The organism is Enterobacter cloacae complex sp. IR5441 (assembly GCF_049238215.1).
GTDB lineage: Bacteria > Pseudomonadota > Gammaproteobacteria > Enterobacterales > Enterobacteriaceae > Enterobacter > Enterobacter hormaechei_C.
Window position 1 is genome coordinate 55,070 of the sequence record NZ_JBMKIA010000006.1, and the last position, 19,882, is coordinate 74,951.

The following is a 19,882-nucleotide window of genomic DNA, read 5'->3' on the forward strand; positions in this document are numbered from 1 at the left end:
TTAGGCGGGAGTAGGGTCGTCCCCCTTAATCTCGCGCTTCACTTCCGTATGCTCATCGCCTTTCTCGTTGCGCAGATGAACCTCAAGCTGGTTAAAGGCGATATTAATATCGTTTTCACGACACAGACGGTCAATGGTGCGGTTCAGCTCATCGACGGTGTAGCTGCGATCGCGCAGTTCGCGTACGTACAGGCGCAGCTCATGATCCAAAGTGCTCGGCCCGAAGGTGGTGAAGAATACCGCTGGCGCAGGATCGTGCATCACTTTTGGATGGTCAGCTGCCGCCTTCAGCAGTACCTCTTTCACCTTGTCCAGATCCGAGCCATAGGCCACCCCGAGTCGGATCACCACGCGAGTGGTGGTATCCGAGAGCGACCAGTTGATCAGACGCTCGGTCACAAACGCTTTGTTCGGGATGATCACCTCTTTACGATCGAAGTCGGTAATGGTGGTCGCACGAATGCGGATCTTGCTGACGGTCCCGGAGAAAGTACCGATGGTGACGGTATCGCCGATACGCACCGGACGTTCGAACAGGATAATCAGGCCAGAGACAAAGTTACCGAAGATCTCCTGCAAGCCGAAGCCCAGACCCACCGACAACGCCGCCGCCAGCCACTGGAGTTTATCCCACGAGACGCCCAGCGAGCCGAATACCGTCATCGCCCCGACAATAATAATGACGTAGTTCAGGATGGTGGTAATGGCGTACGACGCCCCCTGACGCAGGTTCAGCCTTGAGAGCACCAGCACTTCCAGCAGACCCGGCAGGTTGCGGATCAACGCCCAGGCAACCACTGACGACACCAGCGCAAAGAGCAGGCTGCCCATGGTGACGCTTTTCATGACCGCAGCGCCCGCTTCGGTACCGTTGTATTGCCAGAGGGTGATACTGTCGAGGTAGGCGAAGACGGTAATTAAATCAGACCAGATGGCCCAGAACATCACCGCAAACAGGGCGATCATCACCAGCATGGTAATACGCATCGTTTGCTGGTTAACCTGCTCCAGAGCAATGGTCGGCTCTTCCTGCGGCTCTGCCCCTTCAGCCCCCTCTTTCACCTGATGCTGCCGACGGGCAACAGCACGACGATACGCAATGCGGCGCGCCGCCACGCTCAAACCACGCAGCACGGTCTGGAACAGCAGGTTCCATACAATCACCAGATAAACCGTTTCGATCCAGCGACCGGACAGACGCAGCGTGGTATAGAAGTAACCCGTCGCCGTCAGCACCATCAGCGCCAGAGGAATGATCGCCAGTACCGTTACGGTAGCCAGACGAAGATTGTGGGACTCTTTATCCCGCCAGCTGTCGCGGCACATTGGCCACATCAGAACGGCAATCAGCAGCAGGTTCAGCATAATCACCAGTTGCCCCAGCACGTCATCCATCAGGTGCAGCGGGGAAAGCTCCGCCACAACTGACCAGAAGTGCAGCGGCAGCAGCGCGAGGCTGATGCGCACAATCTGGCGACGCCAGTGGCTGGTGAGTTTTTCCGGCATGTTGAAGTGGCGGACGGCGACGCCATCTTTTTCCAGCACTTTCCAGCACAGACCAAACACCAGCCAGAACAGCGCCAGCTTCTTGCTGAACGCCCACAGCAGATCGCTGATATTCAGCTGCATGGTCAGCAGGATCAGGCCCACGGCGAGTATCAACAGGCAGACCGGCAGAGCACGGATCAGATCGATCAGGATCGCTTTCGGGGTGTGCAGCTGGCTGTCGTTACGCAGTTGCCCCACTTCCGAGGCCAGCTTCGCCTGGTACTGTTTCAGCCATTTCAAACGCCAGCGTATGACGCCAGCGATGAGCAGCAAAGGCAGCCCCGTCAGGAAGGCGATCATCACCGCAGGCCAGGCTTTCTCCCAGTTCACGGTAATTTTCATGCTTTTGATCTGGGATTTCAGCGTTTCCGGGAAAGATTTAAACCAGTCCCAGTCCATGGGTTTATTGCTGTTCACCCAGAAAATCTGCTGGGTCAGGATCTCCTGGAGGCTTTTAGAAACGCTCACCAGCTGCTGCTGGTTGATTTGCAGGTTAATCGCCATCATCAGCTGGTTGCCCAGCTGCTTGTTAAGCTGATCGAGCAATTCGCGGCGCATGTCCACCACCTGCAACAGCGCGTCGTGAACTTCAGCGTTCACTTCACCTGAATGGCCCTCTTCCACTTTGGCAACGAAGGTATCGCTCTGAAATAGCGCATCGCGCTGCTGGTTAACGTCAAACTGTTCAAGACGCAAATCCGCAATGCGGTTGGTCATGTCTTCCAGCTCGTCGGCGGAAGGCAGCGTCTGCTGTTGCTGGTAGAGAATGCGCGACAGCAGCAGGCTGCCCTTCAGGACGGCAATCTGCTCCTTGACGTTGCGCTCGGCCTGCAAAGCGCGATCCAGCCAGTTTTTGACCTTAATATTTTGCTGCACCAGCGCGCTGCCGTTTTCAGTCGCCTGAATCAGACGCTCGCTCAGCTGGTGGTTAATCTCCAGCTCCTGCTTCACCAGCGGGTTGGCCTGAATACGGGCCGTCTCGTCTGGCGAAACCGCTTCCTGCGCCGTTTTTTCAGTCAGCGTCAGGCGCTTGCTGTTCACCGCTTCCTGCAACAGCTGAAGCTGATGCTCAAGCCGGTTGATATTCGCGGTCACGTAGTCACGCTGTTTTTGCAGCGCATCCTGTAGCACCGTGTTGCCTTCCAGACTCTTACGCTGCTGTTCAATCTCCGCGTTTAGCAGCGTCTGCTGGATGTTCAGCAGCGTTTGCTGGGTGGGACGAAGCGCCCCTTCCCCCACGGTGATGCCATTCAGACGGTTACGTATCTGCTGTAGCTGTTGCGACGCCGAGTACATAGCGTTCTGCACGCGCTCAGGCTGGGTTTGCAGCGAAACCAGCTGGCTGTTGTAGGTTGAGAGATCGGACTGCGCCGTTTGCAGATCGTCCAGCAGCTGCGCCACGCGCGACTCAAGCTGGCGCAACGACAGCGTGGCAAGCGTTTTTCGGGTTTCATCGTCGTTATCGACGTCGCTGAGCGCACTCAGCGCCTCCGTTGCCTTACGCATGTTCTCCGGCGCCTGAGCGACCTTCTGCCGTAGCTGGGCCGTTTCGGCTTTGATGCGATCGATCTTGTCCAGCGTTTCCAGGGTTTCCGTCAGATCCTGCTGAACGAGTTTTTCCTGGGCGGAGAGATCTTTTTGCTTATTCAGGGTGTCGAGTTGCGACTGAACATCAGCACGCGTGGGAATGTCACTGCCGTTGTCTGCACGGGCCCATGAAAGCGGCGCGGCTGCAAAGTAAAACAGCAGGATCAAAAACAGGGCCAGAACAGGATGTTGCGAGCGATTGATGTGCAGCATAGTTGTGAATGTGATGTGAGAAATGACCGGAAATAGTCGGGCATGAAGGATATCACGCCCGGCTGAAGCAGAATAGTACGACGGAAAGGGTCTACGATTTTTCCCATGCCCGATCAGGCAGAGCGCGGGCTAAGTTTACTTTGAAGGGTCGGACAGAGCTGGCACATCTCAAGAAAAATTTCGACGTAGCTGCGCGCCTCTGATCTGAGATCGAACGACTCCGGAGCAAAAAGCCAGTTTTCCATCAGGCCGGAAATATAGCTGCGCATCAGGATCGCCGCCCGGCGGGTGAGTAATGTGGCAGGAAGCATTTTGGCCTGCATGCACTCCGTGAGGACCTGTTCGATGCGATCGTAGCTTTCCAGACACAGGTCGCGCTGCGCCTGTTGAACCACCGCCATTTCACCAACGAACTCACATTTATGGAAGATGATTTCCATCATCAGACGACGACGCTCTTCAACAACCGTCGCTTCAAGGATATATACTAGAATTTCTCTTAACACTGAGAGTGGATCGTGAGGGAATTTTGCCCGATACTCACTCTCAAGATCGCTAATGCTGGACTCTGAAAGCTCCCAGATTTCACCAAACAGATCGGACTTGTCTTTGAAATGCCAGTAAATCGCTCCCCGCGTGACGCCCGCGGCCTGAGCAATCTGTGCCAGCGAGGTTGCCGAAACACCCTGCTGTGAGAACAAACGCATTGCCACATCTAGAATGTGTTGTCGGGTTTCCAGCGCTTGTTGTTTGGTTTTTCGTGCCATACGTTGATGAATTTACAGGAGTCAGATTTACATACATTTATGAATGTATGTACCATAGCATGACGATAATATAAACGCAGCAATGGGTTTTTAGACTCAGGACCCTTGATCAATTTGAAATCGGACACTCGAGGTTTACATATGAACAAAAACAGAGGGTTAACGCCTCTGGCGGTCGTTCTGATGCTCTCAGGCAGCTTAGCGCTTACAGGATGTGACGACAAACAGGCTCAACAAGGAGCTCAGCAGGTGCCAGAAGTTGGCGTCGTGACGCTCAAATCCGAACCTCTCCAGATGACAACAGAACTACCGGGCCGCACCAGCGCCTACCGCATTGCGGAAGTGCGTCCGCAGGTGAGCGGTATCATCCTGAAACGTAACTTCACCGAAGGCGGTGATGTCAAGGCAGGCGAGTCTCTGTATCAGATTGATCCAGCAACCTATCAGGCGTCTTATGAGAGCGCTAAGGGCGATCTGGCTAAAGCCGAAGCGGCAGCCAAAATCTCGCAGCTGACGTTGAATCGTTACAAGAAACTGCTCGGCACGCAGTACATCAGCCAACAGGATTACGATTCTGCCCTGGCCGATGCACAGCAAGCCAACGCAGCCGTTGTGGCGGCGAAAGCGGCGGTAGAAACCGCGCGTATTAACCTGGCCTACACCAAAGTGACCTCCCCTATCAGCGGTCGCATTGGTAAATCAGCCGTCACCGAAGGTGCGCTGGTGCAGAACGGTCAAACCAACGCGCTGGCCACCGTGCAGCAGCTCGACCCGATCTACGTTGACGTCACCCAGTCCAGCAACGATTTCCTGCGTCTCAAACAGGAGCTGGCTAACGGCACCCTGAAACAGGAAAACGGTAAAGCCAAAGTGGAACTGGTTACCAACGACGGTATCAAGTTCTCACAGACTGGCACACTGGAATTTTCTGATGTGACCGTCGATCAGACCACCGGCTCTATCACCATCCGGGCCATTTTCCCCAATCCGGATAAAACCCTGCTGCCCGGTATGTTCGTACGCGCCCGTCTTGAGGAAGGGACTAACCCAAGCGCCATTCTGGTTCCTCAGCAAGGTGTGACCCGTACGCCACGCGGTGATGCGAGCGCACTGGTTGTGGGTGCCGATAACAAAGTCGAAACACGCAATATCACTGCAACGCAGGCGATTGGCGACAAGTGGCTGGTAACGGAAGGTCTGAAAGATGGCGATCGCGTAATTATTACTGGTTTGCAAAAAGTTCGTCCTGGTGCGCAGGTCAAAGCTCAGGAAGTGAAATCTGACGACAAACAACAAGCGTCGGCCGCTGGCCAGTCAGAACAAACCAAGTCTTAACTTAAACAGGAGCCGTTAAGACATGCCTAATTTCTTTATCGATCGCCCCATATTTGCGTGGGTGATCGCCATAATCATCATGCTGGCCGGGGGACTTGCGATCCTGAAGCTGCCTGTCGCGCAATATCCAACGATTGCGCCGCCGGCAGTGACGATCTCCGCAACCTATCCGGGCGCTGATGCCAAAACGGTGCAGGATACGGTTACGCAGGTTATCGAACAGAACATGAACGGTATCGATAACCTGATGTACATGTCCTCAAACAGTGACTCAACCGGTACGGTTCAGATCACCCTGACCTTTGAATCCGGTACGGATGCGGACATTGCACAGGTTCAGGTGCAGAACAAATTGCAGCTGGCGATGCCTCTGCTGCCGCAGGAAGTACAACAGCAGGGCGTGAGCGTCGAGAAATCGTCCAGTAGCTTCCTGATGGTTGTCGGCGTGATCAACACCAACGGCACCATGACGCAGGAGGATATTTCCGACTACGTGGGCGCCAACATGAAGGACGCCATTAGCCGTACGTCTGGTGTGGGTGACGTTCAGCTGTTCGGTTCCCAGTACGCGATGCGTATCTGGATGGATCCGAATAAACTGAACAACTTCCAGCTGACGCCGGTTGACGTGATCAGCGCAATTAAAGCGCAGAACGCCCAGGTTGCCGCCGGTCAGTTGGGTGGTACACCGCCGGTGAAAGGCCAGCAGCTTAACGCGTCGATCATCGCGCAAACGCGTCTGACCTCCGCCGATGAGTTCAGCAAAATTCTGCTGAAGGTGAATCAGGACGGTTCGCAGGTTCGCCTGCGTGACGTGGCGAAGGTTGAGCTGGGCGGTGAGAACTACGACATCATTGCGAAGTTCAACGGTAAACCGGCTTCCGGTCTGGGTATCAAACTGGCGACGGGCGCGAACGCCCTGGACACCGCGACGGCTATCCGTGCAGAACTGAAGAAGATGGAACCGTTCTTCCCGTCAGGTCTGAAAATCGTTTATCCGTATGACACCACGCCATTCGTTAAAATTTCGATTCACGAAGTGGTGAAAACCCTGGTTGAGGCGATCATTCTCGTCTTCCTGGTGATGTACTTGTTCCTGCAAAACTTCCGCGCAACGCTGATCCCAACCATCGCCGTGCCGGTTGTACTGCTCGGGACCTTCGCGGTGCTGGCGATATTTGGCTACTCGATAAACACCCTGACGATGTTCGGGATGGTGCTCGCCATCGGCCTGCTGGTGGATGACGCCATCGTGGTGGTCGAAAACGTCGAGCGTGTCATGGCGGAAGAAGGCCTGCCGCCGAAGGAAGCAACCCGTAAATCAATGGGCCAGATCCAGGGCGCGCTGGTCGGTATCGCGATGGTACTGTCTGCGGTATTTATCCCGATGGCCTTCTTTGGTGGCTCTACCGGTGCGATTTACCGTCAGTTCTCCATCACCATTGTTTCGGCGATGGCGCTGTCGGTACTGGTTGCACTGATCCTGACGCCAGCCCTGTGCGCGACGATGCTGAAGCCGATTCAGAAAGGCGGTCACGGCGAGCATAAAGGCTTCTTCGGCTGGTTCAACCGCATGTTTGATAAGAGTACGCACCACTACACCGACAGCGTGGGTAACATCCTGCGCAGCACCGGTCGTTACCTGCTGCTCTATATCATCATCGTGGTGGGCATGGCTTTCCTGTTCGTTCGTCTGCCAAGCTCGTTCCTGCCAGATGAAGACCAGGGCGTGTTCCTGAGTATGGCGCAGCTTCCGGCCGGTGCGACGCAAGAGCGTACGCAAAAGGTGCTGGATGAGATGACCGACTACTTCCTGACCAAAGAGAAAGACAACGTCGAATCCGTGTTTGCGGTTAACGGCTTTGGCTTCGCGGGTCGTGGTCAGAACACCGGTATCGCCTTCGTTTCTCTGAAAGACTGGTCTGAACGTCCGGGCGCAGAGAACAAGGTAGAAGCCATTACCGGCCGCGCGATGGGCACCTTCTCACAGATTAAAGATGCGATGGTCTTCGCCTTTAACCTGCCAGCGATTGTTGAACTGGGTACGGCGACCGGCTTCGACTTCCAGCTGATTGACCAGGGCGGTCTGGGCCACGAAAAACTGACTCAGGCGCGTAACCAGCTGTTTGGCGAGGTGGCAAAACACCCTGACCTGCTGGTGGGCGTTCGCCCTAACGGTCTGGAAGATACGCCGCAGTACAAGATCGATATCGACCAGGAAAAAGCGCAGGCGCTGGGTGTTTCCATCAGCGACATTAATACCACGCTGGGTGCAGCCTGGGGTGGCAGCTACGTCAACGACTTCATCGACCGTGGTCGCGTGAAGAAAGTCTACGTGATGTCCGAAGCGCAATACCGTATGCTGCCGAACGATATCAACAACTGGTATGTTCGCGGCAGCGATGGCCAGATGGTGCCATTCTCCGCCTTCTCAACCTCGCGCTGGGAATACGGTTCACCGCGTCTGGAGCGTTATAACGGCTTGCCATCGATGGAAATCCTCGGTCAGGCAGCGCCGGGCCGAAGCACCGGTGAAGCCATGAACCTGATGGAAGAACTGGCCAGCAAACTGCCTGCGGGTGTCGGCTACGACTGGACCGGCATGTCCTATCAGGAACGTCTGTCCGGTAACCAGGCCCCTGCCCTGTACGCCATTTCACTGATTGTGGTGTTCCTGTGTCTGGCGGCATTGTATGAGAGCTGGTCGATTCCATTCTCCGTTATGCTGGTGGTTCCGCTGGGGGTTATCGGTGCGCTGCTTGCCGCAACGTTCCGTGGGCTGACCAACGACGTTTACTTCCAGGTGGGCCTGCTGACAACCATTGGCTTGTCGGCGAAGAACGCGATACTAATCGTCGAATTCGCCAAAGATCTGATGGAGAAAGAAGGAAAAGGCCTGATTGAAGCAACGCTGGAAGCCGTTCGTATGCGTTTGCGTCCAATCCTGATGACGTCCCTGGCGTTTATCCTCGGCGTTATGCCGCTGGTTATCAGCTCCGGCGCGGGCTCCGGCGCACAGAACGCAGTAGGTACCGGCGTAATGGGTGGGATGGTAACCGCGACCGTTCTTGCGATCTTCTTCGTACCGGTGTTCTTCGTGGTGGTTCGCCGCCGCTTCAGCCGTAAGAATGAAGACGTTGAGCACAATCATTCGGTAGAACATCACTGATACCGGTTTCACATGATAAAAAGGCCGCATTTGCGGCCTTTTTCTTTTTCAGAAAAAATCATAAAATAGACCTATTGCCTTTCTATTTATTTTCCTCTTTTTTAATAAGGCCTATCATAATAGGCCGATAAATTACACCAGGAACTCAGCATTCTTTTATTATCATTTCGTGACGTAAATTATTCGGACTATTCCTAAGCAATGGAAAATATCTGAAGATATCTGGTTTCGGACTTCATATGAAACTTTGCGCTAACTCAATGAATTCTAAGGAACCGATAAAAATCGGCTTTTTTTATTGATTAACGCGTTCGCTGCAAAAGGTAGATTTGCGTAAAGGCTCGAACAGTAACGATTTAATTGTAATTTTTCGTAATAGCGCGGTGAAATCTTGATCAGAGTGGCTTATAGTTAGAGTTATCAGGAACACAGCTCCCGTGTGGCTAAGCAAGTTGTATCCATCCCGACATGATGTTCGGTGAGTAAAAAATCACTCAGAAGGGGATGCGCTATGGACGAGTACTCGCCAAAAAGGCATGATATCGCGCAGTTGAAATTTCTCTGCGAATCCTTGTACCATGACTGCCTTGCCAATCTTGAAGAAAGTAACCATGGCTGGGTGAACGATCCAACGTCTGCTATCAATTTACAGCTCAACGAGCTGATCGAGCATATCGCCACCTTCGCACTTAATTATAAAATTAAGTACAATGAAGATAATAAGTTGATAGAGCAAATTGATGAATACCTGGACGACACCTTTATGTTGTTCAGCAGCTACGGCATTAACGCACAGGATTTGCAGAAATGGCGTAAATCAGGAAACCGTCTATTTCGCTGCTTCACTAATGTCAGCAGAGCTAATCCGGTTAGTCTTTCCTGTTAAAATTATTACAATTACTAAGGTGAATTTATGTCTGATAAACCATTAACAAAAGTCGATTATTTGATGCGCCTGCGACGCTGCCAGTCAATTGACACCCTTGAACGAGTTATTGAGAAAAATAAATACGAGCTGTCTGATAATGAACTGGCGGTATTTTATTCAGCTGCCGACCATCGTCTTGCTGAGCTGACCATGAATAAACTGTATGACAAGATCCCCTCTTCGGTGTGGAAATTTGTTCGTTAATCGTTGAAGAGAGACTGTAAAGGCATTACGCCCGTTGTTAAGCTGAATTTACCTTTCGAATTACGCTTCAAATGCAAACGCCAGGTTCCCGTATAAAACGTATTTATGCGCAAGAATGTTGTGACTCCCGTCACAGCCACTTTTAGGGAACGTTCCCTTTCTGGTTAATCCTCTTTACGCTGCGTAAAACGATTCCAGAGAGGTTCCCATGAGTGAAGAAAAACAGAAGATGATTGCAGGTGAATATTACCGCCCTGGCGATGACACGCTGAGGGCTGACCGTTTACGCGCGCGTCATCTTGTTCACCGCTATAACCATACCGCACCCGATGAGAAGGCCGAACGTCGCGCCTTATTAGCTGACCTGCTGGGTCAAAGCGAAGGTGCCTATATAGAGCCAAGCTTCCGCTGCGACTACGGGTATAACATCTATCTGGGCAACAATTTTTACGCTAACTTCGATTGCGTCATGCTGGACGTCTGCCCTGTCCGCATTGGCGATAACTGTATGCTTGCGCCGGGAGTGCACATTTATACGGCCACGCATCCTCTGGATGCGACCGAACGTAACAGCGGGCTGGAGTACGGTAAACCGGTCACCATTGGTGATAATGTCTGGATCGGCGGACGCGCGGTGATTAATCCAGGCGTGACCATTGGCGATAATGCGGTTATCGCTTCCGGCGCGGTAGTGACCAAAGACGTGCCGGCCAATGCGGTAGTGGGCGGGAATCCGGCGAAAATCATTAAAATGATCTAAGTGCATCCTGAGTAACTGTTATGCTTTTTCCTGGCATAACTGTTACTTTCATCGCATAAACCCCTCTCATAAAATAGGCAGATCACCTGTATTTTTAACAATCATAAAGGCAAAAAATGACAGAGATACAGCGCCTGCTTACCGCCACCATCGACGATCTCAATACCCGCGAAAAGCGCGACAATCGCCCGCGCTTTAGCATCAGCTTTATTCGCAAACACCCCGGATTGTTCGTCGCCATGTACGCCGCCTGGCTGGCAACGCTTATCGTCATGCTGAAGTCTGAAACACTGGTCGATTCCGTCTGGCTACTGGTTGTGCTGTTCGTGGTGTTTAACGCGTTTTTCTTTTTCGACGTCAATCCGCGTTACCGGTATGAAGATATCGACGTACTCGATTTCCGCGTGTGCTACAACGGGGAGTGGTACAACACGCGTTACGTGCCGAAGGAGCTGATCGACAATATCCTGCTCTCGCCGGCCGTCGAAGCCGGGCAAAAAGAGAAGTTGCAGAAAATGGTCATCACTAAGGGCCAGCTCTCTTTTTATGATGTCTTTACCCTTTCCCGCCCCACTGCTGTGTAATGAGCGCCTGAAGACGTCGGATGCCCGGCGCAAACTGCGAAGCAGAGGTATTACCGTAACCTAAAACCAGACCGGTTTGCCCCTGCTTCGTCTCAAGGTAATACCCGCTCAGCGCAGCGGGTGCCAGCTGAAACGCTCTCGCCTGCTCCACCAGCCGCTGGTCGTCGATACCGTCAATCGCCAGCGTCAGGTGCATTCCCCCTTCCCCGGCAAGAACACGGTGCGGCGTATGAAGCTCTGCGCTCAGCACCTCCCGCAGCTGGCGGTAACGCTTACGATAAAGGCGGCGCATGGCGGCAAGATGTCGTGCATAGTGGCCTTCCTCAATAAACAGCGCCAGGGTGCGCTGTTCAGCGCGATGCCCGCCGCGCAGCAGCGAGCCGATGGCCGGACGCGCCGCCTTCGCCAGCGCTGGCGGTAACACCATGAACCCCATCCGGAGCGATGGAAACAGCGTTTTGCTGAACGTCCCCAGATACACAACGGGCGCATTGTTGACCATGCCCAGCATCGCCGGGACGGGCTCACCGGTATAACGAAATTCGCTGTCGTAATCGTCCTCAATGATCCACGCGCTGTGCTGCCGGGCCAGTTCCAGCAGCGCCAGACGCCGCCGCGCGCTGAGCACGCTTCCGTAAGGGAACTGATGCGATGGCGAAGTAAAAATCAGCGTGGGTGAAGGCGCGCACAGCCCTTCCCAGCACATCCCCTCGTCATCCACCGGTATGCCGGTCATCGCCAGGCCGGTTTTGACAAAAGCGCTTTTGGCGCCGCTATAGCCGGGATTTTCCACCCAGGCGACATCCCCCGGCTCGCTTAACAGCATCGTGCAGAGATTGACGCCCTCCAGCGCACCTTCGGTTATCACTATCTGGCTGGCGTCACAGTCAATGCCGCGGGAGAGCGCAAGATGGCGGGCAATGGCGGCCCGCAGCGTCGGCTCGCCGGCCGGGTCGCCATACCCTAACAGGGCGCTTCCCTCCTCGCGCAGGACGCGATCGTACAACCGCCGCCACAGCGGCAAGGGGAAATAGTTGATGGCAGGCGTTCCCGGCGTAAACGCCATCACCGGAGTGTCGCGCGGCACAGGCGCGGGCAGCAGGGCGACACGTTTTGTCAGCCTGACGTCCGGGTCCGGTAATGTCCGGGCAATCGTCCGAGGAGCGAATTGCCCCACCCGCGTACCCTGGCGGCTACGCAGCAAATAACCTTCGAGCGTGAGCTGGTCCAGCGCCGCGTTGACGGTATTTCGGGACACCGAGAGCTGCTGCGCCAGCGTTCGTGAGCCGGGCAAATGGCTGCCGGACCGAAGCCTTCCGCACAGTATGGCCTCCCGCAAAGCAAGATAGAGCGCACGCTGGAGCGTCTCTTCCCCACGTTTTTTCAGCGCAGCATGGATCAAGGTGTAAAGCTCATCACCCGGTATATTCATCTTTCCTCCTCGTGGTACCAGAAAAACATAGCCTGGTGGTTCTTTTTAAGGAACCAGCAATTCATTAATCTGGAGATCTTTTCAATGTGACGGGAATAAAGATGAATACATTCAATGAGTTTGGACAACCTGTAGGTGAAAGCCTTTTCGACTGGCAGCCTCGCCCGCACCCGTCCCGGGTGATACTTCAGGGTCGCTATTGTCGGCTTGAGCCGCTGCGCGTGGAGCATGCCCCGGCGTTGTTCTCTGCGTATTCCCTGGCCGGAGATACCCGAAGCTGGACGTGGCTGCTGCGTGAACCCGATGCCACCGCAGAGGAGTTTGCCGAATGGGTGGCGAGCGTGAGCGAATTAGCCGATCCCATCCACTTTACCGTTATCGATAACCAGACCCAGTCTCCTGTCGGGACGCTGTCCCTGATGCGGATCGATCCTAAAAACGGCGTTGTGGAAGTGGGACATGTTCACTTCTCGTCACTGTTAAGTCGCACGCCCATGTCGACAGAAGCGCAGTATCTGCTGATGCGGTACGTGTTCGATACCCTGGGCTACCGGCGTTATGAATGGAAGTGCAACAGCCTGAACGAACCATCCCGCAAAGCGGCTCTGCGTCTGGGCTTTCAGTTTGAAGGGCGTTTTCGCCAGGCGCTGGTCATTAAAGGCCGAAACCGGGACACCGACTGGTTTTCAATTCTCGACAAAGAGTGGCCAGCGCTGGCGAGCGCGTTTGAAAGCTGGCTTGCCACCGACAATTTTACCGCCGATGGCAAACAGAAAAGCTCCCTGGAAAGCTGGCGAGAGACGCGCGTTTAGCGTCTTTTTTTACGTCCCTGCACCGCCTTAAAGCGCGGGTTAGATTTGCAGATCACGTATAAGCGTCCCTTGCGTTTGACTATCTGGCAATCCGGGTGACGCTGTTTTGCACTGCGCAATGAGTTCAGCACCTGCATGATTAGCCTCGCTTCGCATCAAGAAAGCCACCAAAACGCTTGCGGAAGCGTGCCGCGCTGCCATCCGTCGAGAAGGTCTTCTGCTTCCCGGTATAAAACGGATGTGATTTAGAGGAGACATCAAGGGTAACGTAGGGATACGTTTTCCCCTCAAGCTCAATTTCACGGTCTGTCTTAATTGTTGAGCCGACTTTAAAGTATTCATTCGCCGTGGTGTCGTGAAACACAACGGTGCGATAGGTTGGATGGATATTCGGTTTCATCTCTGGCCTTCATGTATTGTTATAACATAACAAAATACTATCTGAGCTTTACTGCAAAAACAACCCCTGTGACGCACAGCCTGTTTTTGAAAGGTTGATTCAGATACCTGCCTGAGACTGTCACATGCTATAACTTTATCATTTAGCGATAAAAAACTTTTTCTTCTGGCGCGCAAACTCCAGGCCCAAGGTGGGCATATGGAAAGGATAAAGCAGCATGCGAACCCGACATCTGGTCAGCCTGGTAACAGGCATACTGATCTTCTCTGTGCTGGTCCCTGTGTGCCTCAGTATCTGGCTGGCGCATCGTCAGGCAGAGGATAAATTTGTGGACGCTCTGGACAGCTATGCCTCGCGCGTCCTGATCCGTACCGACAGAGTCGTTGCGCAGGCAAAACAGGCGCTCACGCACCTACAGACATTCCACGCCCCACCCTGCACTCCCCCGCATTTACGCGAAATGCGCCGGGTCGCGTTCTCCTGGCGCTATATTCAGGAAGTGATGTATACCGATAACCTGAAGCCGCTCTGCTCATCCCTGGAACAATCCAGTAATACGGCGATCTTACCGCCCCCGATGCGGATCACCGCAGACGGGTATAGCGCGTGGCTCACCTCACAAAACGACCTCGGCATTCACCGTTATATGGCCGTTCTGGGGAAAGGACATTATCTGGTGATGGTTGATCCGGCCTCGCTTGTGGATGTTGTCCCTTTCGGTGATATTTCGATGGATGCCGCCCTGGTGGGCAGCGAAACCCATCGGATATTTGCCAGAAGCAATATTGTCGACCCGTATATTCTTTCTGTCGTTAAGGAGCAGCAGGACGTTACGCGCGTACAATACAACGGCTCGATGTACGTGTTGAAACCTGTACCCGAACTGGGTTTTATGGTGATCGCGTGGGCGTCGTTAAAACCGCTGGCGGAATCCTGGCACCAGCAGCTGATCATCTGGCTACCGGCTGGCATCTTGCTAAGCCTGGCTGCTGCCCTTATTGTCCTGCGCATCCTCCGCCGTTTGTTATCCCCGCGTAACCGCCTGATCGACGCAATCAACAACCGGGAGATCGAGGTTTACTATCAGCCCATCGTGGCGCTGTGCAGTGGAAAACTGGTGGGTGCTGAAGCGCTGATGCGCTGGCCGCAGCCAGATGGCAGTCACCTGTCGCCCAATCTCTTTGTGCCGCTGGCTGAGCAGACGGGGCTTATTTCAACGCTGACGCAGCTGGTGGTAAATAAGGTGTTTGAGGATTTAGGCGCCTGGCTGCATCATCACCCGGAACTGCACATTTCTGTCAACCTTGCGCCATCGGATTTAACGTCCCCCGAGCTGCCTCGCCAGCTGAGTCAGTTGCTCAACAAATGGGGCGTCCACCCGCGCCAGATCGCCCTTGAATTAACCGAGCGCGGTTTTGCCGATCCCGCCGTCAGCGTGCCTGCCATCGCTGCGTTTCGCCGCGCCGGGCACGCTATCTACATTGATGATTTTGGTACGGGTTACTCCAGCCTGAGCTATTTGCAGGATCTGGATGTCGATACCCTGAAGATTGATAAATCCTTTGTGGATGCGCTGGAGTACAAGAACGTGACTCCCCACATCATCGAAATGGCCAAATCGCTTAAACTGGCGATGGTCGCAGAAGGCATTGAAACTGAAGGGCAGATTGAATGGTTGCATCGCCACGGCGTGCAGTACGGCCAGGGCTGGTATTTCAGCAAGGCGCTGCCTAAAGAGGATTTCATTCTCTGGGCCGGGCACAATCTGGAGAAGCACATTACTTAAGGTACGATTTGATCACCTGCATCACGACCCCGAGATCGGCCTCGCGCTGCGCTTCCTCTGGCTCTTTCACCACGTGATCGGTTAAATGTCCCTCAATCACTTGCATCATCATGCCGTTTACCGCACCCCTGATCGCCGCCAGCTGCTGTAACACCTCGGCGCATTCATGATCGCTGTTAAGCATTTTTTCCAGCGCAGCGCTCTGCCCCTGAATTTTTTTCAGGCGGGTCAATAACTTCTTTTTATCACGAACCGTGTGTGACATCGCTTAGCTCCTCTTTGGTGGCGTAAAAAGCATATCACGCTCTACTCCCCCTGGGTATTTTTCTACTGGGGGGTAGTATTATACTACTGGGGGGGAGTAGTATTCTCGGCATGTTTTCCACCCCGGAATGTTCAATGAACGCTTTTTCTTCTCTTCTTCAGCAGGGTAACGCCTGGCTGTTTGTCCCCAGCGCCATCCTGCTTGGCGCGCTCCACGGCCTCGAGCCAGGCCATTCAAAAACAATGATGGCGGCTTTCATTGTGGCGATCCGCGGTACGCTGAAACAGGCTGTGTTGCTTGGGTTGTCCGCAACGCTGTCTCATACGGCGGTCGTCTGGATCATTGCGATGGCGGGATTATGGTTTGGTCGGGGATGGGATGCAGATACTTCTGAGCCCTGGTTTCAGTTGATTTCCGGGGTTCTGATCGTGTTGATCGCCCTGTGGATGGCGTGGCGAACCTGGCAGGAGAGCCAGCCGCATCACCACCATGATGATCATCATCACCATCATGATCATCACGACCACGCGCATCATCACGACCACACGTCTCCTCTGGTTGAAGAGGAGTGGCAGGATGCCCACCAGCGCGCACACGCCCAGGACATTAACCGACGCTTCAACGGTAAAGAGGTCACCACCGGGCAAATCGCGCTATTCGGCCTGACCGGTGGGCTTATCCCCTGTCCGGCCTCCATTACGGTGCTGCTGATCTGCCTGCAACTGAAACATTTCGCGCTCGGCGCCACGCTGGTGTTCAGTTTCAGTATCGGACTGGCGCTCACTCTCGTCGCCTCTGGCGCAATTGCCGCATTAAGCATGAAACATGCGGCGAAGCGCTGGCCCGGCTTTAGCGCCTTTTCGCGCAAGGCGCCGTGGATCTCAGCGGCACTGATCGCGGTAGTCGGGATTTATATGAGCATTCACGGCGCAAGCGGGATCCTGAGATAAGCATTGCGGCCACGGTTGTGGCCGCACGTGTCGGCTCAGCCGTTCTGCTGCCAGCTAAACGTGAAGCGCAGCCGGCGGTTTTGCAGAATGAAGGCCGGGGCTACGCTCGGGCTCCATGAGTCGTCCCCCCCTACGCCCATGTGAAACGCATCAAGATTCAACCAGCAGCCAGCCTCTTCCCGCAGAAAATGCTGATGCGTTGTCTCATGCAGCTGCCGCTGGCTATAACGGCTCAGGGAGAAATGGAACTGTCCCTGCAACTGATGGGAGCCAAACGTCAGCTCGCGGGTGTCGCAGCGCAAACCGTTCTCCGTCGGGAAGATATACGGCGTCTGCATCTCTTCCAGCGGTAACGCCCAGCGCCCCTGCTGCGCCGCCAGTTTTCTGTCCGGATAGTTCTCCAGCGGGCCTAGCCCCAGCCAGCGCACCGTTTCCGGGATATCCGCCAGCATAACGCTCAGGCCCACGCGAGCGGGCTCAGGAATGTCAGACGCCACCGTCACCTGCACATCACCGTGCAGCACCCCGTGGTCATCAATCCGCCAGAGCTTGCAGCTGATAAACAGCGCTTTACCCTGATGCTCCCACACGTGCTGCGTGGTCACCACCACCTCACGGGCATGCTGCTCCGCTTCACACTGGAGGAGGCGCGCGGACATCCCATACATCCCTGCCGCTTTCCAGCGTTCCACCCACGCGTTCGGATCGATGCGGGTCGCCTCGCTGACGCCAATGTCATTGTCCAGCGGCGCGCGGGTGAAGTTATCCGTTAGCGGGGAACGGAGCGTTTCAGCGCCCTCGTTCCACCACTGGGCCAGGTTTCCGGTGAGACGGCTGAACTGCCAGCGCTGCTGCTGATGAGTAATGTCCAGCGCCTCGTCCTGCACCGTTAGCTGCGGAGGGGTTCCGCCTGCTTTCGGTGGCGCAAGGTACAGCGGAGCCGGGAGTGGCCACTGATCCCAGGCACAACGGTGGCCGGGCGGCGACCACGGCGTGGCCTGCGGCTGAACGATCTCCACGTTGAGCCAGACCTCGCCCGGCTCAGCATCAAGCTCAGGCAGCGGGATCTCAACGCGCTGCGTCTCCTGAGGCGCAATAGAAAGGGGTGTTTCGCCGGAAGCCAATACCGCACCGTCACGCGCCACTGACCATCGCAGATGCTCGTTGTCAGTATGACGGAACAGATAATCGCTCTGGATATCGACGACCAGCGGAACGGTGCTCACCAGCGTAAAGGTAAAGAACTGCTGGGCACGCTGCGCCTCGTAAAGGGCGGGGTGCGGAGTGCGATCGGGAAACACCAGCCCGTTGAGGCAGAACTGACGGTCGTTGGGCTTATCGCCAAAATCGCCGCCGTAGGCCCAGAATGCCGTGCCGTCTTCCGCTTTTTTCGTCAGCGCCTGATCGACCCAGTCCCAGACAAATCCGCCCTGCAACCGGGGATGGCTGCGGAATGCCTGCCAGTAGCTGGCAAAGCCGCCAAAGCTGTTGCCCATCGCGTGAGCATACTCGCACAGGATCAGCGGACGGGTTTCGTCCGGCATGCCGATCCACTTTTTAATCGACCACTTTGGCACCGCCGGGAATGGCTGATCCTGATCGACGCGGGCATACATCGGGCAGACAATATCGGTAGCGGCCGTACTGGCGCCACCGCCTTCGTACTGCACCGGCCGCGTGGGATCGGCGGTTTTCAGCCAGCGGTACAGCGCATCGTGATTCGCCCCATGCCCGGACTCATTCCCCAGGGACCAGATGATGATGGACGGATGATTCCGGTCCCGCTGCACCATACGCGTTACGCGTTCGCTCATGGCAGGCAGCCAGCGCGGATCGTCCGCCAGGCGGCTCATCGGCACCATGCCGTGGGTTTCAATATTCGCCTCATCGACCACGTACAGGCCGTAGCGATCGCAAAGCGTGTACCACAGAGGATGGTTCGGATAATGCGAGCAGCGCACGGCGTTGAAGTTATGCTGCTTCATCAGTTCGATGTCGCGGCGCATGGTCGCCTCATCCATCACCTGCCCCTTCTCAGGATGATGTTCGTGACGGTTCACGCCGCGGATCAGCAGCGGTTTGCCGTTAAGCTTCAGCAGGCCGTTGCTGATTTCGACGCGTCTGAAACCGACATCGCAGGCTTCAGTTTCCAGCACGTTACCCTGCGCATCCCGAAGCGACATTGTCAGCCGATAGCATTCCGGTGTTTCAGCGCTCCACAGCGCGGGAGCGTTCACGGGGATCGCCACCGTGATCCGTTCTGCCCAACTGCCGCGTTCGTCCACGATGGCCGATCCGGGCTGCTGCGTGGTTTGCGCGCAGGCTTCGCCGTTACGCCACAGGGTAAACGCCACCTCGCATTCGGCGTAGCGTGAGCCTTCCAGCGCAACGTCAACCCGGAGTATCGCCCGATCGCATTCGGCATTCAGATCGGTCACGATCTGATAATCGGCAATTCGCGTTTCCGGCTTGTGCAGCAGCGAGACGTCACGGAAAATGCCGCTCATCCGCCACATGTCCTGATCTTCCAGGTAGCTTCCGTCGCACCAGCGTAACACCATCACCGCCAGACGGTTCTGCCCCGGTCGCAGCACCGCGCTAAGATCGAACTCCGCAGGCAGACGGCTGTCCTGCGAATAGCCCACCCACTGGCCGTTACACCACAGATGAAAAGCTGAATTCACCCCGTCAAAAATAATGCGGGTTTGCCCGCTGCATAGCCAGGCGTCATTCATCTCAAATGTGAGCGAGTAACAACCGGTTGGGTTTTCAGCCGGAACATACGGCGGGTTCACATTTATCGGATAGGTGACGTTGGTATAGATGGGAGTATCAAATCCCTCCATCTGCCAGTTCGACGGCACGGGCATCCCAACGGCGTCAGCCAGATCGTCCGTTATCCATGCCTCGGGAACCTGCTCTGGCGCCGGGAAAAAGCTGAATCGCCAGACGCCGTTAAGCAGATGCTTGCTTAGCGAAAGTTTATCCTCGCGGGCGAAGGTTTCATCGCGCCAGCTATGAAAAGGCGCGTGTGTAGCCAGACGATTCCACTGCGTCACGCCCGGGTTTTCCCAGTCACGACGCGCCAGAAGTGCGCTGAGGGTCAGCGGCAATGTAGAAGACATATCAACCTCTTTGCGAA

At 55.2% G+C, this 19,882-nt stretch carries 16 protein-coding genes; 9 read left to right on the forward strand and 7 right to left on the reverse strand.

Annotated features, from left to right (window positions below):
* Together mscK and acrR are read right to left on the reverse strand one after the other, a co-directional pair.
* The gene (gene mscK, locus ACOTX5_RS09350; RefSeq protein ID WP_032671362.1) at positions 1–3,348 is read right to left on the reverse strand and encodes a mechanosensitive channel MscK; all 3,348 of its coding nucleotides are present in this window, start codon (positions 3,346–3,348) and stop codon (positions 1–3) included.
* A 113-nt stretch (positions 3,349–3,461) separates the two neighbouring features.
* Positions 3,462–4,115 (reverse strand): multidrug efflux transporter transcriptional repressor AcrR, encoded by a 654-nt coding sequence (gene acrR, locus ACOTX5_RS09355; RefSeq protein WP_015571247.1) that lies wholly within the window; start codon positions 4,113–4,115, stop codon positions 3,462–3,464.
* 141 nt (positions 4,116–4,256) lie between these two features.
* Between acrR and acrA the strand changes: the two genes are divergently transcribed.
* From acrA to ACOTX5_RS09385, 6 genes are all read left to right on the forward strand, one after another.
* Positions 4,257–5,450: a multidrug efflux RND transporter periplasmic adaptor subunit AcrA gene (gene acrA, locus ACOTX5_RS09360; RefSeq protein ID WP_017694395.1), complete on the forward strand. Its 1,194-nt coding sequence runs from the start codon at positions 4,257–4,259 to the stop codon at positions 5,448–5,450.
* Positions 5,451–5,472: 22 nt separating this feature from the next.
* Positions 5,473–8,619: a multidrug efflux RND transporter permease subunit AcrB gene (gene acrB / locus ACOTX5_RS09365; protein ID WP_015571248.1), complete on the forward strand. Its 3,147-nt coding sequence runs from the start codon at positions 5,473–5,475 to the stop codon at positions 8,617–8,619.
* 511 nt (positions 8,620–9,130) lie between these two features.
* Positions 9,131–9,505, forward strand: coding sequence for an Hha toxicity modulator TomB (gene tomB, locus ACOTX5_RS09370; RefSeq protein WP_006809850.1), 375 nt, complete (start codon positions 9,131–9,133; stop codon positions 9,503–9,505).
* A 27-nt stretch (positions 9,506–9,532) separates the two neighbouring features.
* Complete coding sequence (locus tag ACOTX5_RS09375) at positions 9,533–9,751, forward strand: HHA domain-containing protein (RefSeq protein WP_015571250.1); 219 nt, start codon at positions 9,533–9,535, stop codon at positions 9,749–9,751.
* Positions 9,752–9,959: 208 nt separating this feature from the next.
* The gene (maa, locus tag ACOTX5_RS09380; protein WP_015571251.1) at positions 9,960–10,511 is read left to right on the forward strand and encodes a maltose O-acetyltransferase; all 552 of its coding nucleotides are present in this window, start codon (positions 9,960–9,962) and stop codon (positions 10,509–10,511) included.
* Between the two features lie 116 nt (positions 10,512–10,627).
* A complete protein-coding gene (locus ACOTX5_RS09385; protein ID WP_023296041.1) occupies positions 10,628–11,095 on the forward strand; it encodes a YlaC family protein in 468 nt (155 codons plus the stop codon).
* Here the strand turns inward: ACOTX5_RS09385 and ACOTX5_RS09390 are convergent.
* A complete protein-coding gene (locus ACOTX5_RS09390; RefSeq protein ID WP_045911102.1) occupies positions 11,067–12,527 on the reverse strand; it encodes a PLP-dependent aminotransferase family protein in 1,461 nt (486 codons plus the stop codon). The genes ACOTX5_RS09385 and ACOTX5_RS09390 overlap by 29 nt on opposite strands.
* A gap of 101 nt (positions 12,528–12,628) precedes the next feature.
* On the opposite strand from ACOTX5_RS09390, the gene ACOTX5_RS09395 reads away from it, so the two are divergent.
* Complete coding sequence (locus ACOTX5_RS09395; protein WP_032670463.1) at positions 12,629–13,339, forward strand: GNAT family N-acetyltransferase; 711 nt, start codon at positions 12,629–12,631, stop codon at positions 13,337–13,339.
* Here ACOTX5_RS09395 and ykgO read toward each other — a convergent pair.
* Both ykgO and ACOTX5_RS09405 read right to left on the reverse strand, forming a co-directional pair.
* Entirely contained in the window at positions 13,336–13,476 is a 141-nt protein-coding gene (gene ykgO / locus ACOTX5_RS09400; RefSeq protein WP_003859006.1) for a type B 50S ribosomal protein L36, read from the reverse strand. The two genes, ACOTX5_RS09395 and ykgO, sit on opposite strands and share 4 nt — an antisense overlap.
* A 2-nt stretch (positions 13,477–13,478) precedes the next feature.
* Positions 13,479–13,739, reverse strand: coding sequence for a type B 50S ribosomal protein L31 (locus ACOTX5_RS09405; RefSeq protein WP_015571255.1), 261 nt, complete (start codon positions 13,737–13,739; stop codon positions 13,479–13,481).
* A 217-nt stretch (positions 13,740–13,956) separates the two neighbouring features.
* Here ACOTX5_RS09405 and ACOTX5_RS09410 point away from each other — a divergent pair, with 217 nt between their 5' ends.
* Entirely contained in the window at positions 13,957–15,525 is a 1,569-nt protein-coding gene (locus tag ACOTX5_RS09410; RefSeq protein WP_045911103.1) for an EAL domain-containing protein, read from the forward strand.
* On the opposite strand, the gene ACOTX5_RS09415 is transcribed toward ACOTX5_RS09410, so the two are convergent.
* Positions 15,518–15,790 (reverse strand): metal-sensing transcriptional repressor, encoded by a 273-nt coding sequence (locus ACOTX5_RS09415; protein ID WP_015571258.1) that lies wholly within the window; start codon positions 15,788–15,790, stop codon positions 15,518–15,520. The two genes, ACOTX5_RS09410 and ACOTX5_RS09415, sit on opposite strands and share 8 nt — an antisense overlap.
* A 134-nt stretch (positions 15,791–15,924) precedes the next feature.
* Between ACOTX5_RS09415 and ACOTX5_RS09420 the strand changes: the two genes are divergently transcribed.
* Entirely contained in the window at positions 15,925–16,740 is an 816-nt protein-coding gene (locus ACOTX5_RS09420) for a nickel/cobalt efflux protein RcnA (protein WP_045911104.1), read from the forward strand.
* Positions 16,741–16,775: 35 nt separating this feature from the next.
* Here the strand turns inward: ACOTX5_RS09420 and ACOTX5_RS09425 are convergent, their stop codons facing one another.
* Positions 16,776–19,865, reverse strand: a complete 3,090-nt coding sequence (locus ACOTX5_RS09425; protein ID WP_045911105.1) for a beta-galactosidase — start codon at positions 19,863–19,865, stop codon at positions 16,776–16,778.
* Between the last annotated feature and the right edge of the window lie 17 nt (positions 19,866–19,882).

Excerpts from the sequence above, each read along its gene's own strand:
- ACOTX5_RS09405 (WP_015571255.1), bottom strand. The coding sequence starts at position 13,739 with ATGAAACCGAATATCCATCCAACCTATCGCACCGTTGTGTTTCACGAC.
- ACOTX5_RS09385 (WP_023296041.1), top strand. The coding sequence starts at position 10,628 with ATGACAGAGATACAGCGCCTGCTTACCGCCACCATCGACGATCTCAAT.
- ACOTX5_RS09420 (WP_045911104.1), top strand. The coding sequence starts at position 15,925 with ATGAACGCTTTTTCTTCTCTTCTTCAGCAGGGTAACGCCTGGCTGTTT.
- tomB (WP_006809850.1), top strand. The coding sequence starts at position 9,131 with ATGGACGAGTACTCGCCAAAAAGGCATGATATCGCGCAGTTGAAATTT.
- acrR (WP_015571247.1), bottom strand. The coding sequence starts at position 4,115 with ATGGCACGAAAAACCAAACAACAAGCGCTGGAAACCCGACAACACATT.
- ACOTX5_RS09425 (WP_045911105.1), bottom strand. The coding sequence starts at position 19,865 with ATGTCTTCTACATTGCCGCTGACCCTCAGCGCACTTCTGGCGCGTCGT.
- ykgO (WP_003859006.1), bottom strand. The coding sequence starts at position 13,476 with ATGCAGGTGCTGAACTCATTGCGCAGTGCAAAACAGCGTCACCCGGAT.
- maa (WP_015571251.1), top strand. The coding sequence starts at position 9,960 with ATGAGTGAAGAAAAACAGAAGATGATTGCAGGTGAATATTACCGCCCT.
- mscK (WP_032671362.1), bottom strand. The coding sequence starts at position 3,348 with ATGCTGCACATCAATCGCTCGCAACATCCTGTTCTGGCCCTGTTTTTG.
- ACOTX5_RS09390 (WP_045911102.1), bottom strand. The coding sequence starts at position 12,527 with ATGAATATACCGGGTGATGAGCTTTACACCTTGATCCATGCTGCGCTG.
- acrB (WP_015571248.1), top strand. The coding sequence starts at position 5,473 with ATGCCTAATTTCTTTATCGATCGCCCCATATTTGCGTGGGTGATCGCC.
- acrA (WP_017694395.1), top strand. The coding sequence starts at position 4,257 with ATGAACAAAAACAGAGGGTTAACGCCTCTGGCGGTCGTTCTGATGCTC.
- ACOTX5_RS09375 (WP_015571250.1), top strand. The coding sequence starts at position 9,533 with ATGTCTGATAAACCATTAACAAAAGTCGATTATTTGATGCGCCTGCGA.
- ACOTX5_RS09395 (WP_032670463.1), top strand. The coding sequence starts at position 12,629 with ATGAATACATTCAATGAGTTTGGACAACCTGTAGGTGAAAGCCTTTTC.
- ACOTX5_RS09410 (WP_045911103.1), top strand. The coding sequence starts at position 13,957 with ATGCGAACCCGACATCTGGTCAGCCTGGTAACAGGCATACTGATCTTC.
- ACOTX5_RS09415 (WP_015571258.1), bottom strand. The coding sequence starts at position 15,790 with ATGTCACACACGGTTCGTGATAAAAAGAAGTTATTGACCCGCCTGAAA.